The organism is Amycolatopsis sp. 3B14, assembly GCF_050958625.1.
GTDB classification, from domain to species: Bacteria; Actinomycetota; Actinomycetes; order Mycobacteriales; family Pseudonocardiaceae; genus Amycolatopsis_E; species Amycolatopsis_E thermoflava.
This window is the reverse complement of record NZ_JBHZEN010000008.1, coordinates 18,579-31,249: the sequence shown is the minus strand read 5'-3', so window position 1 is coordinate 31,249 and position 12,671 is coordinate 18,579. Positions and strand designations below refer to the sequence as shown.

Sequence of the window (12,671 nt, the reverse complement as noted above, 5' to 3'; positions counted from 1 at the left end):
CCAGCGGGCTCGTGTCGTCGTTGGTGCGGGCACGGCGGGCAACCTCCGGCTAGTCGGCGAAGCGCAGCAGTGTGGTGAGCGGGCCGGCACGCCCGGTGAGCCCACTGCCGATCAGGGTCGTGGCCGGTTCGCGGCGGCCGTAGCCGGGCGAGTACCAGCCGAGCGGCGGATCGGTCTGACCGCGGTGCGCGGTCCAGGTGAGCCCCGCGGGCAGGTCGAGGATCGCCGCCCGGTCGCGGCCGCCCGCGGTCCACGTCAGCACCGCCGCGTTGCCGGTCAGCTCGGCGCTCACCCGCGGTCCGAGGTGGAACGCGAGCCGCGCCGGGTGGTGCCGGACGTCGGTGATCTCGTCGGTGATCCGCAGTTCCCGTTCGGCCGGGTCGAGCTCGACCGTGCGCCGGTGCACGGCGGGCCGGTAGCCGTCGTGCTCGGCGGACCACCGCGGCACGCCGCCGCCGGGGCGGGACAGCACCCGGGTGCGTGCGTGCCGCGTCCACAGGAACGGGCCGCCCGACGTGGACTGGTCGGTGTCGTCCAGTTGCACCGTGTTGTGGCCGAGCGTGGACCGGAAGTACGCCCGCCACCTGGGTTCGCCGTGGTAGCAGTAGGTCCCCGGGTCGGCGAGGATGTCGACGCCGTCGTGCCGCACCTCGACCGACAACGCGTCGGCGTGCGCGTGGGCGGCGATGGACAGGAACCCGTGCGGGCCGCCGTCGCAGCGGCACCAGATCTCGCTGTGGCCGTCCTGGGGCGTGGTGCGCAGCAGCGTCAGCCCGGCGTCGGCGAAGTGGTCCGGCCGCGTGCGTGGCCGGTCCGCGGCCTCGAACCGGCGGGCGAGCGCGGTGAGCAGCGGCGTGCGGGCGTCCCCACCGCGCGGGCTCGGCCACCAGTCCAGCCGTCCGAACAGGACGTCCCCGGTGGCCAGCAGCGACGACCACCGGTTGACACCGGCACCGTCGAGAACGAGCCCGTGCCCGTCGTCGCTGTCGCCCTGCCGCGGCGGGTGCAGCCGCACGTCGACGACGGCCGCGAGCGCGTCGGTCATCCGCAGCAGCGTCCGCCGCAGCGAGTCCGGCGCCGCCGGGCCGGCCTCGATCGCCGCGGCCAGGCCCAGTTCGAGGACCAGGCCGTGGTATTCGGTGGCCAGCTCCCGGTTCAGGCCCGAGCCGAACGTGTTGGCCGCGAGGTGCTCGTCCAGCGAGCGCAGCGCGGCGGACCGCCAGCCGGCCGACTCGGGGAACCACGGGAACGCGCAGGAGGCGGCCAGCTGCCCGGCCGCCTCGGCGACGACGTGGTTGTTGGCCGACGACCCGCGGCTGGGGAAGGTCGCGAGCCACCGCTGGTGGTGCCAGATCTGGTGCAGCGCCTCGGGGTTGTCCTCGAACAACCCGGGCGCGCCGGGCCAGCCGTCGAGCAGCCGCCGCACCCACACCCAGGACAGCAGCCGGATGCCCAGTTCGATCCCGCTGACCCAGTGCACGCTCGTCATCGGCGCGTTCGCCGCCCACCACGACTTCAGGTGGTCGGCGACCCGCTCGGCGTAGCGGTCCTCGCCGGTCAGCGCGTACGCGGTGGCCAGCACGGTGAGGTGCTGGTGCCGCGACGGCTCCCAGATCTGCTTGATGTCGCCGACGACGTCCTCGTGCCGGTACGGGATGTCGAAGGCGAAGGTGTCGGTAGGCGCGTGCCGCCCGGTCTTCGGGTCGAACGACCAGTCCGGGCTCACCATGTCGTGCCGCCGCAGGCCGAAGTACTCGGCGCGGCCGTCGAGCAGCCGGTCCGCGGTCTCCAGCACGCGTGCCCGCGCGTCCGCCGGGACCTGCACGGCCTCAGGCAGCACGGCGGTGAACCGTCGGTCGGGCAGCGGAGCGGACGCCTTGGGCAGCGCGCGCCGCAGCCTGCGCCGGTTCAGCACGTCCGCCGCGCGCCCGGCGACCTCACGCGGGCCCATCCGGGAGAGCCGCCGCAGGTACCAGGCGGGGTCCGTCATGACGGGGTCCCGATCTTGACCGGCACGCCCGTGGCCAGGCTGGTCTGCACCGCGAGCGTGGCGAGCGTGGTCGCGACCAGCGACTCCAGCGGCACCGGCATCGGCCCGCCCGAGGTGACCGCGGTGACGAACGCGTCCAGCTCGGCGTGCTGCCCCTTGTCGCGGCCCTTCGGCAGGCGCGAGCTGGTCCACCGCTTGCGCCCGTACACCGAGGCTCGCGCGAAGTCGTCGAACTTCAGCACCTTGCCGTCGGCGACGACGTCCAGCGTCTCCTTGGCGAAGCTGGTCGAACCGCTGGTGGCGTAGCTGATCGTCGCGGTCGAGCCGTCCGGGTACCGCAGCACGACCTGCAGGTCCTGCTGGTCCGGCGTGGCGCACGCGTAGACCGACACTGGGTCCGCGCCGAGCAGCCAGCTCACGGTGTCGATGAAGTGCCCGCCCTCGCCGGCGAACCGGGTGCCCTCCGAACCGGCCTGGTTGTACCAGCTGCCGTGCTCCAGGCGGCCCGCGTTCACCAGGTACCGCACCGACGCCGCGCCGATGCGCCTGCCGAACCGGCCGGTGGCCTCGTGCAGCAGCGGCGCGAACCGGCGGTTGAACCCGACCTGCAGCCGGTCGTTGCCGGACTCCTCGATCGCGCCGAGCACCTTGCCCAGCTCGGCTTCGCTGAGCGCCAGCGGCTTCTCCACGAACACCGCCTTGCCCGCCAGCAGCGCGCGGCGGGTCAGCTCGGCGTGCGAGCTGTGCCGGGTCACCACGAACACCGCGTCGATCTCCGGGTCGGCGAGTGTGGCGTCCACGTCGGTGGTGGCCTCGGCGAACCCGAACTTCCGCTTGGCGTTCGCGCCCGACAGCGCGGACGTGGTGACGACTCGGCGCAGCTCGACGTCCTCCCGTTCGGCCAGGTGCGGCAGCAGCATCGAGGACGCGTAGTTACCCGCGCCGATGAACGCCGTGCGCACCTTGCCCATCCGCTGCGACGTGCGGATCGGCTCGCGCTTCGGGACTTCCGCGACGAGGGCGGGCTCGTCCTGGCCGGTCTCGACGTCCGGATAGCGGAACAGGACGGCCACGGCCTTCAGCTCGCCCTCGTTGAGCCTGCGGTAGGTCTCCACGGCGGTCGAGAAGTCCGCGACGTGCGAGACCAGCGGCTCGACATCGACCCGCCCGCGGGCGATCAGGTCGAGGAAGCACTCCAGGTTGCGCCGCTCGGTCCAGCGCACGTAACCGATCGGGTAGTCGCGGCCGTCCAGCTCGTACTCCGGGTCGTACCGGCCGGGACCGTACGAGCGGGAGAACCGGACGTCGAGTTCCTTTTCGTAGTAGGCGTTCCACGGCAGGTCGAGCCGGCACTTGCCGATGTCGACCACGCGGCCGCGGTCGCGCGCGAGCTTCGCGGCCAGCTCGACCGGCTCGTTCGTGCTGCCACCCGCGGCGAGATACACCTGGTCGACGCCGTGCCCGCCGGTCAGCTCACCGACCGCGATCTCCACGTCCCCGGAACCGGGGTGCCCGCACACCGACGCGCCGAGCCGTTCGGCCAGCTTGCACCGCTCCTGGTCCGGGTCCACGCCGACCACCCGCACGCCGGACGCGGCCAGCAGCTGCACGACCAGCTGCCCGATCAGGCCCAGCCCGATGACCAGCGCGACGTCGCCGAGCTGCGGTTCGCCGCGCCGGACGCCCTGCATGGCGATCGCGCCGACGGTGGCGAACGACGCGTGCCGCGGCGCGACCCCGGCGGGCACCCGCGTGTAGAGGTTCTTCGGCACCCAGTTCAGCTCGGAGTGCAGCGCGTGCTCGTTGCCCGCGCAGGCGACCAGGTCGCCCACATCGATGGTGCCTTCCAACCCGGGCCCGACCTCCTCGACCACGCCACACAGCGAATAGCCCAGCGGGGTGTAGGAGTCGAGCCGGTTCATCACCTTGCGGTAGGTGGCGCCGACGCCGTTGGTCGCGACGCTCTGCACGACCTTGGCGACCTGGTCCGGCCGCGACCGCGCCTTGCCCAGCATCGACATGCTCGCCTCGGACACCTTCATCATCTCGGTGCCGGTGGAGATCAACGAGAACGCGGTCCGCACGAGCACGCCGCCCGGCTTGCACGCCGGCGCCTCGACGTCCAGCAGCGCCAGCTCGCCGCTCTTGTAGTTCTGTACGACCTGCTTCACCAGGGCTCCTTACGCTGCTCGCTCGGCCGCACCGGCTTCGGTCGCGCTGCGGTACCAGTACTCCAGGGTCAAGACGTGCCAGAGGTGTTTGGACCGGTCCTCGCGGCCCGCGGCGTCCTCGTCGACCAGCCGCTGCAACGCCTCGCGCCGCAGGAACCCGGACCGGACGAGGACACCGTCGTGCACGACCTCGCGCACCAGCGGCGCCAGATCGCGGCTCATCCACGCCCGCAGCGGGGCGCTGAACAGGCCCTTCGGCCGGTAGACGATCTCCTTCGGCAGGATCGACAGCGCGGCTTCCTTCAGCGCGGCCTTGCCCTGCCGCCCGGCGATCTTGCGGTTGCCGGGCAGGCTGAACGCGGCCTTGACGACCTCGACGTCCACGAACGGCACGCGCACCTCGGTGGAGGCGGCCATGGTGGAGCGGTCGGTGTAGGTCAGGTTCAGCCCCGGCAGGAACATCCGCGCGTCGGCGAGGCACATCCGGTTGACGAAGTCGTCGAGCAGGTTGTCGTGGTAGGTGTCGGCGTGCTCGGTGAGCACGTCGTCCACCGCGCCGGCGAGGTCGGGCGCGACCAGCCCGGCCAGCTCGTCCCGGTCGTACATCGTGTAGCTGCGCCGGAACGCGGTCTCCTCCGGCAGGGTCGCGAAGGACAGGAACCGCTTGGCGAAGCGGACCGACCGGAACCCGCGCTTCGACGTCGCCACCGGCAGCCGGTCCACAACGGACTCCAGCGGCGTGCGCACCGCGCCGGGAATCTTCTGGTAGCGCAACGCGATCAGGTTCGCCAGGTGCTTGCGGTAACCCGCGAACAGCTCGTCCGCGCCCATCCCGGACAGCATCACCTTCACGCCGGCCTCCCGCGCGGCCAGGCAGATCAGGTAGCTGTTGATCGCCGCCGGGTCGCCGATCGGCTCGTCCAGGTGGTAGGTCAGGTGTGGCAGCAGTTCCTGCACGTTCGGCGCGATTTCGATCTCGTGCAGGTCGACCCCGAAGCGGTCGGCCACGATCCGCGCGTACCGCAGGTCGTCCGGCATGGCCTCGAACTTCGCGTCCTCGGCGCGGAACCCGATGGTGTAGGCGGAGATCCCGGGGGAGTACTTGGCGGCCAGCGCGGTCAGGTAGCTGGAGTCCAGGCCGCCGGACAGGAACGTCGCCACCGGCACGTCGGAGAGCAGGTGCTTGCGGGTGGAGTCCTCGACGACCGCGGCCAGGTCGGCGGGCGGGCCGTGCCGGGCCTCGGTCGCGACGTCCCGCAGGATCCAGTACCGGCCGGTGTCCACCCGGCCGTTCGGGCGCACGCGCAGCCACGATCCCGGCGGCAGCTTGCGCGCCTCGCGGAACGCGCACCGGCTGTCCGGGACCCAGTAGTAGAGCAGCGACGCGACCAGCGCGGTCTCGTCGACGTGCAGCCCGCCGATCTCACCGGCGAGCGCTTTCAGCTCCGAGGAGAACGCGATCCCGTCGCCGCGGCGCACGTAGAACAGCGGCTTGATGCCGAGCTGGTCGCGGGCGAGGAACAGCTCACCGGTGCGCTCGTCGAAGATCCCGAACGCGAACATGCCGCGCAGCCGCGGCAGGCACTCGACGCCCCAGCGCCGCCACGCCTCCAGCAGGACCTCGGTGTCGGAGGTGCCGCGGAACCGCACGCCCTTGCTCATCAGTTCGGCCCGTAGCTCGGGCGCGTTGTACAGCTCGCCGTTGTAGGTCAGCGCCAGACTGCCGGAGACCATCGGCTGCGCGCCGGTCTCGGACAGGTCGATGATCGACAACCGGCGGTGGCCGAGGTGCACGTCACCGTGGTCGTAGCGGCCCTCGCCGTCCGGCCCGCGGTGGGCCAGGCGCTTGGTGAGCCGGTCGGTCAGCGGGCCACCGTCGGGCCAGCGGTAGGTTCCTGCGACACCGCACATGGTCAGCCTTCGCGATCGAGGGGCAGCTTGCCGTTCACGTGTGCCTCCGGGGCGTCGACCGGCGTGAACTGCTTCGTCGGCAGGTCGGCGTGCACCGGCTGGAGCGTCACGGTCTGCTCGCCCCGCCCCGCGGACGAGGGGATCGGCGCGAACCACTTCGTCGGGTGGTCGTCGACGTTGGCGCTGCCGTTGGCGGGCCGCGCCTCGGCGAACGCCGCCCGGCCGCGCAGCGCGGTGTGCAGCCCGTCCCACAGCGTCCCGTCAGTGCGGTCGCGCGGATCCGGCGCCACGAGCACGATGCCGATGATCGGGATGCCCAGGTCGGCCAGCTGGCGGGCGACGGTGTGCAGCCACGCCGCGTCCGCCTTGCCCGCCCGGACCACCAGCACGGTTTCCGCGCCCAGCCGGCGCAGGTCGGTCCACGCCGTCCCCGGCGACACCGACCCGACCCCGATGCGGGCCTTCTCGGCCGTGCTGCCGTCGACGACCCGCACACCCTCACCCACCTCGCCGGAGAGCGCGGTGACGTCGCGTTGCGGCAGGTCGTCCACGACCACGACCGGACCGTCCAGGTGCCGGGCCACATCCAGCGCGAGCATGGCGGCCACCCGCGGGCAGCCGAGTTCGAGGACGGACACGTTGCCGCTCTCGCCGACCGCGCGGGCCAGCGTCGCCGCGACCCGGTCCCGTTGCGCCGCGCCACCTCCCCATGGCCCCCGCCGGGGCTTCGGCAGCTGCGCGATGACGGACGCGCCGAGGTGCGTGGCGATCTCCCGCCGCAGCAGCGGCCGGTCCCGCACCACGCTCATCACCGCGGCCAGGCCCAGCCCGGCGACGAGCCCGAACCCGAGCCCGATGCCGGCGTTGGTGACCATCGGGGTCAGCGGTGACTCGACGACCGCGCGTGGCGCGTCGACGATCTGCGTGCCCGCGGCCAGCTGCGGCGTGCCGATCTTCGCCTCGTTGGCCTGGTTGGTGAAGTCGGAGACCCGCGAGGTCAGGTCGGCGCGCCGGGCGTAGAGCGACTGCAGCTCGGCCGGGCCGATCTGGCTGTTGCGGCTCGCCGACGAGGCGATCTGCCGGTCGACCTCGGTCAGCTCGGTCTGGATCTGGTCGCGTTGCCCCAGCAGGGCCTGCGCCTCCGCGTCCGCCGCGGCCTGCATGCGCTGGCCGTGGTCGGCGATGAACGCGTCCGCGAGCGCCTGCGCCTTGGCGACGGCCTCGCCGTAGCTGCGGGCCGTGACCTGGAGTTCCAGCACGTTGTTGGTCAGCCCGGCGCCGGTGTAGGACTTGACGAACTTCTCCGGCGGCTCCGGCGAGCCGAGCCGCTGCAGCGCCGCCCCGGCGATCCGGGTGGTTTCGAGGATGGCCACGTCGGTCTTGATGAGCGTGCCGCTGTCGTTGGGGGCGTCCTCGGCGTGCAGCACGAGCAGCCGGGTCACCGCCGTCGGCGGGGTCGGCGACACGACCGCCAGCGCCGCGCCCGCGAGCAGCCCCAGCACCGCGGCGGAGAGCCACAGGCGGCGCCGTCGCCGGATCGCGATCAGCACCCGCTGCAGGTCGAGCAGTGGTTGCGTGTTCTGGTTGCTGTCCGGTGTCGTCACGCTGAACCTGCCAATGCTTCGTCACCTGCGGTGTGCGTGCCGCCCGGCTCGGGAACCGCGGCCGTGCGCTGGGCGACGACGGCGCCCAGCACCCGCTGCCCGGCGTCGGCGGCGGCCTCGGTGATCGCGACGAGCTCCCAGCCCGTCCTGGTCCCGCTGGACACCACCACGAGGACACCGGCGGCCTCGCGGTCGTCCGGCACCGTCGGCCGCTCGGGGTCGATCAGCGCCACGCGCAGCTCGGGGCGTCCGCCGTGGCCGGCGGCGGCCAGCTGCGCGACCGCGGTCCTGGCCACCGGGTCGTCCTGCGCGGCCAGCACCAGCACCCGCGAGAACACGCCGGAGCCGTCACCGAGGCGGGAGAGCACGCGGCGGTACCGGATTTCGCGGCTGGCCGCGTCCGCGGAAGCGTTGAGCTCCGGCAGGTTCCACGGTTCGTCGGTCTTGAGCAGCCTGGCCCACCAGCGCGCATCGGGGCGGGCGGGCGCGTGCTCCGGCGTCACCGGCACGTCCACGCTGCCCAGCAGCGGCCCGCCGACCGCCGCCGCGATCTCGGCCCCGTTGCGCAGCCGCCGGTCGGTGCGGGCGCCGACCAGGTGGCCGAGCACGCCGAGCAGGAAGAACACGAGCGCGCCGCCCGCGACGAAGTGGATCATCGTCGGCGGGGCGGGGGAAGCCGGCAGCTCGGCGGAGCCCATCACGACCACCTGCGCCTGGCGGCCGCCGCCGTCGAGCTGGTCGAGCTTGGCCATCGCCTCGGTCAGCGCCGTCCGCAGCGTCTCCAGCTGGGTGCGCACCTCGACGCTCTCCACCGTCACGCCCTGCACCCGGCGGGACAGGTCGGTGATGCGGTCGTTGGTCTCCTGCACCTGGCGGCGCAGCGCGTCCTCCTGCTCCTGGCGGATCTGGCTGGCCGCGTCCGCGGTGCTGCCGATCAGCTGGGAGGAGTAGTTGACGTACTCCTTGGCGACCTGGTCGGCCAGCAGCTGCGCCTTCTCCGGGGTCTCCGCCTCGGCCGTGATCCCCACGATGTTGCCGTCGGCCGCGGCCGCGCTCACCGAGTCGTGCAGCTCGGCCCCGGACATGCCCCAGGCCAGCGCCTGCGCGGTGCGGTCCAGCACCACCGAGCTGGTCGCGATCTGCGTTTCGGTCATCAGCTCGCTGGAATCGGGCGCGCCCTGCAACAACACCTGCGAAGTCGTTTTGTAGCCGGGGGAGAAGATCAATGAGGCGCCGGCCCCAACGAGCGCGCCGAGGACGGCGAGGGCGGCGAGGACACGCCAGCGGCGGCGCACGATCCTGCCGATCATGGACAGACGGACGGTGTCGTCGTTCAACGCCCCGGTCCCCCTCTCATGGATGCCGCCCGTCCGCGAACGGATGGGCTTTCACAAACCACGTCGCGGCGATTCCCGGATTGGTTACCGGCTTGTTCAAAACGCGACCAGGCGTTTTTCCGACGAGCCGCGGCGGGTGCCGGTCAGGGATTCACCGCCCGGTCGCGGCGTACGCCGCGAGCAACGCCTTCGCCGAATTGGCCCACGACAACGGTCCCGCCACGCGTGCCGCGCCCAGTTCGCCCATCCGCTTCCGCTCGGCCGGGTCGTCCATCAGCCTGGCGGTCAGCTTGGCGAACTCGAGCTCGTCGTTGGCGGGCGCGTAAACCGCCGCCCCACCGGCGGAAACCCGTGCCTCACGCAGGTCGAACGACACGATCGGACGGCTCATCGCCATGTATTCCATGATCTTGTTCATGGTCGACACGTCGTTGAGCGGGTTCAGCGGGTCCGGCGCGAGGCAGACGTCCGCTGTGGACAGACAGCGGACCAGGTCCGCGTCCGGGATGCGGCCGGTGAACTCGACCTGGTCGTCCAGGTGGAGATCTTTCGACAACGCGACCATCGCGTCGAACGCGTCCCCGCTGCCGACGAACACCGCGTGCCAGTCCGTGCGGCCCAGGTCGTCCCGCAGCTTCGCGAGCGCGCGGAGGGCGTAGTCGACCCCGTCCTGCGGGCCCATCACGCCCAGGTAGCACAGCATGTTCGGCTTGCCGCGCTTGAGTTCCGGTTCCGGCGGCACCTGCCGGAACCGGTCCACGACCGGGGCGCTGCGGACCACGAACACGTCCTCGGGCCGCTTGCCGCCACGGGTGAGCGCCACGTCGCGGTAGCTCTCGTTCGTCGCGATCACCACGTCCGCGGCCCGGTAGGTGGCCCGCTCCAGCGCGCACACGCCGCGGTAGAGCAGGTCTTTCCCGCGGTCGAAGCGCGACAGGTACAGCTCCGGCACCAGGTCGTGCTGGTCGAAGACGAACTTCGCGCCCCGCCGCTTGAGCATCCGCGCGACGAGGAAGAGCAGGTCGGGCGGGTTGCACGCGTGCACGACGTCCACCGGGCCGATCTTGCGGGCCAGCCGGAACGTGTGCCACAACGCGGATCCGTACTCCTGCAGGTAACCGGCCGGCCCGCCGGTCGCCGCCGTGAGCGGGTAGCGGTGGATGCGCACGCCGTCGATCACGGCTTCCGGCTCGGTGTCCCGCTTCGTCCCCTGTGGACAGATGACGTGCACCTCCCACCCGGCGTCGCGCAGGGTGGTGCTTTCCTGCCAGACCCGCCGGTCGAAGGGCACGGACAGGTTCTCGACGAGGATCAGGGCTTTACCAGGCAAGGCCGACGTATCCTTCTTCGGTGCGGCGCACGGCGGCGTCGGGCAGGCGGACGAGGTCGATCAGCGTGCGGTCGCCCGCCCTGGGCAGCGCCGCGAGCACGGCCGGGTCGGTGCTGCCGATGAGGCACACCTCGGCGTGGTCGAGCACCTCGTCGACGCTGCCGGCGAGCAGCTGGCCGAGGTGCGGCAGGCGGCTCTCGATGTACTCGCGGTTGGCGCCCATCAGCCGCGACAGGCTGACGTTCGCGTCGTAGATCTTGAGGTCGTAGCCCTTGCCCAGCAGGCGTTCGGCGAGTTCGACGAGCGGGCTCTCGCGCAGGTCGTCGGTGCCCGGCTTGAAGGACAGGCCGAACAGGCCGATTCGCCGTTTGCCGGTGCGCGCGACCAGGTCGAACGCGCGGCGCAGGTGCTCCTCGTTGGAGGGCAGCACGTGCGACAGCAGCGGCACCGAAACGTCGGCGCGGTGCGCGGCGTAGACCAGGCCGCGCAGGTCCTTGGGCAGGCACGAGCCGCCGAACGCGAACCCGGGCCGCAGGTAGGCGGGGCTGACGTTGAGCTTGCGGTCGGCGAGGAACACGTCCATCACGCGGTGCGAGTCCAGGCCGAGGGCGCGGCAGATCGCGCCGAGCTCGTTGGCGAACCCGATCTTGAGACCGTGGAAGGCGTTGTCGGCGTACTTGGTCATCTCCGCGACCGGGATGGGCACACGGAAGACGTCGCCGGGCAGGCCCTCGTACAGCTTGGCGACGGCGTCGCCGCTGGCGGTGTCCAGCTCGCCGATCACCGTCTTCGGCGGGTCGAAGAAGTCCTTGACGCTGCTGCCTTCCCGCAGGAACTCGGGGTTCACCGCGACGCCGAAGTGCACGCCCGCGGTCAGCCCGGAGGCCTTCTCCAGGATCGGCACCAGCAGGTCGAGGCAGGTGCCGGGCAGCATCGTGCTGCGGAATACGACCGTATGCCGACCGGTTTTGCCCGCGAGCGCGCCGCCGATCTCCTCGGTGACGCGCTCCAGGAAGGCGGTCGACAGGCTGCCGTTGGGGGCGGACGGGGTGCCGACGCAGACCAGCGAGATCTCGCTGCCCGCGATCGCCTCCGCGACGTTCGTCGTGGCCCGCAACGCGCCGCTGGCCACGACGGCGGCGGTGAGTTCGCCGATGCGTTCCTCGACCACCGGCGCTTTCCCCCGGCGGACGAGGTCGATCTTCACGGGGTTGATGTCGACCCCGATCACCTCGTGCCCCTCGCCGGCGAGGCACGCGGCCGACACGCATCCGACGTAGCCGAGCCCGAAGACACTGATCCTCATGGAAATCCTCCCGCCGCCACCGGCTTGCCCCAGAGGTCGGCGGGCGGGCGGAGATCGTTACGGCGGCCGGCGCCTGGAAAACCGCTTACCCGGTGCGGTTTCCGCGGGGAAGAAACCGCCCGGCGCGGCGCCGGTTCACAGCGCTTCGGCGAAGGGGATGACGTCCTCGGCGAAGACGTCGATCAGGCGGAGATCCGGAATCCCCGGAACGGAGCCGATCACGCCGTCGATCCCGAGGCCGGCCAGCCGGCTCAGTTCGGTCTTGAGTTCCCCGCTCTTCTTGCCGTCCGGGCCGATGTTCAGCGGGTGGTAGACGGTTTTGGTGATTTCGTCGTAATCGCGTCCTTCGGATTCGCAATGCGCGCGCAGGACGTCGAGTTTGTGTTCGAGTTCCGGCCCGTCGAAGATGTTGCAGGCGTCGGCGTACTTCGCGACGAACCGCAGGGTCTTCTTCTCGCCGCTGCCGCCGACCATGATCGGCGGGTGCGGTGTGGACAGCGCCTGCGGAACGTTGAGCAACCGCTCGGCCTCGATGTGCGCGCTGGAGAACGGGCCGTCGTCGTCCGACCACATCCGCAGCACGTACTGCAGGGTCTCTTCGAGCATCTGGAAGCGTTCCGCGGTGGGCGGGAACGGGAACCCGAGGCCGCGGGACTCCTCCTCGTTCCAGCCGGCGCCGATGCCGAGCATCGCCCGGCCGCCGGAGAGGACGTCGAGGGTGGTGACGGCCTTGGCCAGCACGCCGGGCTGCCGGTAGAGGACGCCGGTGATGACGGTGAGCAGCTTGGCGCGCCGGGTGTGCGCGGCGAGGTAGCCGAGGGTCGTGTAGGCCTCGAGCATGTCGTTCTCGGTGGGGCCGACGCCGCGGATCTGGAAGAAGTGGTCCATCACGGCGAGGTATTCGAATCCGGCGTCGTCGGCGGCGCGGGCGACCTCGGCGAGTTCGCGGCCCAGCGCGGCGGGTCCGTTCGGCCAGGTGAAGTCGGGGATCTGCAGTCCGAGTTTCATGGGTTTCTGGTACC

8 protein-coding genes are annotated in these 12,671 nt (G+C 71.9%); all 8 read right to left on the bottom strand.

What is annotated here, in order from left to right:
* Positions 1 to 49: 49 nt before the first annotated feature.
* The 8 genes from ACCP09_RS05140 to ACCP09_RS05105 all read right to left on the bottom strand — a co-directional run bounded on the left by ACCP09_RS05140 (position 50) and on the right by ACCP09_RS05105 (position 12,657).
* Entirely contained in the window at positions 50 to 1,990 is a 1,941-nt protein-coding gene (locus ACCP09_RS05140) for an alginate lyase family protein (RefSeq protein ID WP_433743476.1), read from the bottom strand.
* Complete coding sequence (locus ACCP09_RS05135) at positions 1,987 to 4,161, bottom strand: bi-domain-containing oxidoreductase (RefSeq protein WP_433743474.1); 2,175 nt, start codon at positions 4,159 to 4,161, stop codon at positions 1,987 to 1,989. The genes ACCP09_RS05140 and ACCP09_RS05135 overlap by 4 nt, the downstream gene beginning before the upstream one ends.
* Before the next feature lie 9 nt (positions 4,162 to 4,170).
* Positions 4,171 to 6,072: an asparagine synthase (glutamine-hydrolyzing) gene (gene asnB / locus ACCP09_RS05130; protein ID WP_433743472.1), complete on the bottom strand. Its 1,902-nt coding sequence runs from the start codon at positions 6,070 to 6,072 to the stop codon at positions 4,171 to 4,173.
* 2 nt (positions 6,073 to 6,074) lie between these two features.
* Entirely contained in the window at positions 6,075 to 7,676 is a 1,602-nt protein-coding gene (locus ACCP09_RS05125; RefSeq protein ID WP_433743470.1) for a Wzz/FepE/Etk N-terminal domain-containing protein, read from the bottom strand.
* Positions 7,673 to 8,986 carry an exopolysaccharide biosynthesis protein gene (locus ACCP09_RS05120; protein ID WP_433743468.1) on the bottom strand — a complete coding sequence of 438 codons (1,314 nt, stop codon included), beginning with the start codon at positions 8,984 to 8,986 and terminating at the stop codon, positions 7,673 to 7,675. The genes ACCP09_RS05125 and ACCP09_RS05120 overlap by 4 nt, the downstream gene beginning before the upstream one ends.
* 178 nt (positions 8,987 to 9,164) lie before the next feature.
* On the bottom strand, positions 9,165 to 10,343 hold the full coding sequence (locus ACCP09_RS05115) for a glycosyltransferase family 4 protein (RefSeq protein WP_123684056.1): 1,179 nt from the start codon (positions 10,341 to 10,343) through the stop codon (positions 9,165 to 9,167).
* A complete protein-coding gene (locus tag ACCP09_RS05110; protein ID WP_433743465.1) occupies positions 10,333 to 11,649 on the bottom strand; it encodes a nucleotide sugar dehydrogenase in 1,317 nt (438 codons plus the stop codon). Before ACCP09_RS05110 ends, ACCP09_RS05115 begins: the two co-directional genes overlap by 11 nt.
* A 135-nt stretch (positions 11,650 to 11,784) precedes the next feature.
* Positions 11,785 to 12,657: an LLM class F420-dependent oxidoreductase gene (locus ACCP09_RS05105; RefSeq protein WP_433743463.1), complete on the bottom strand. Its 873-nt coding sequence runs from the start codon at positions 12,655 to 12,657 to the stop codon at positions 11,785 to 11,787.
* Positions 12,658 to 12,671: the final 14 nt, after the last annotated feature.

Bases quoted from the DNA above. Each gene is read 5' to 3' on its own strand.
- ACCP09_RS05120 (WP_433743468.1), bottom strand. From the start codon at position 8,986: ATGATCGGCAGGATCGTGCGCCGCCGCTGGCGTGTCCTCGCCGCCCTC.
- ACCP09_RS05140 (WP_433743476.1), bottom strand. From the start codon at position 1,990: ATGACGGACCCCGCCTGGTACCTGCGGCGGCTCTCCCGGATGGGCCCG.
- ACCP09_RS05110 (WP_433743465.1), bottom strand. From the start codon at position 11,649: ATGAGGATCAGTGTCTTCGGGCTCGGCTACGTCGGATGCGTGTCGGCC.
- ACCP09_RS05105 (WP_433743463.1), bottom strand. From the start codon at position 12,657: ATGAAACTCGGACTGCAGATCCCCGACTTCACCTGGCCGAACGGACCC.
- asnB (WP_433743472.1), bottom strand. From the start codon at position 6,072: ATGTGCGGTGTCGCAGGAACCTACCGCTGGCCCGACGGTGGCCCGCTG.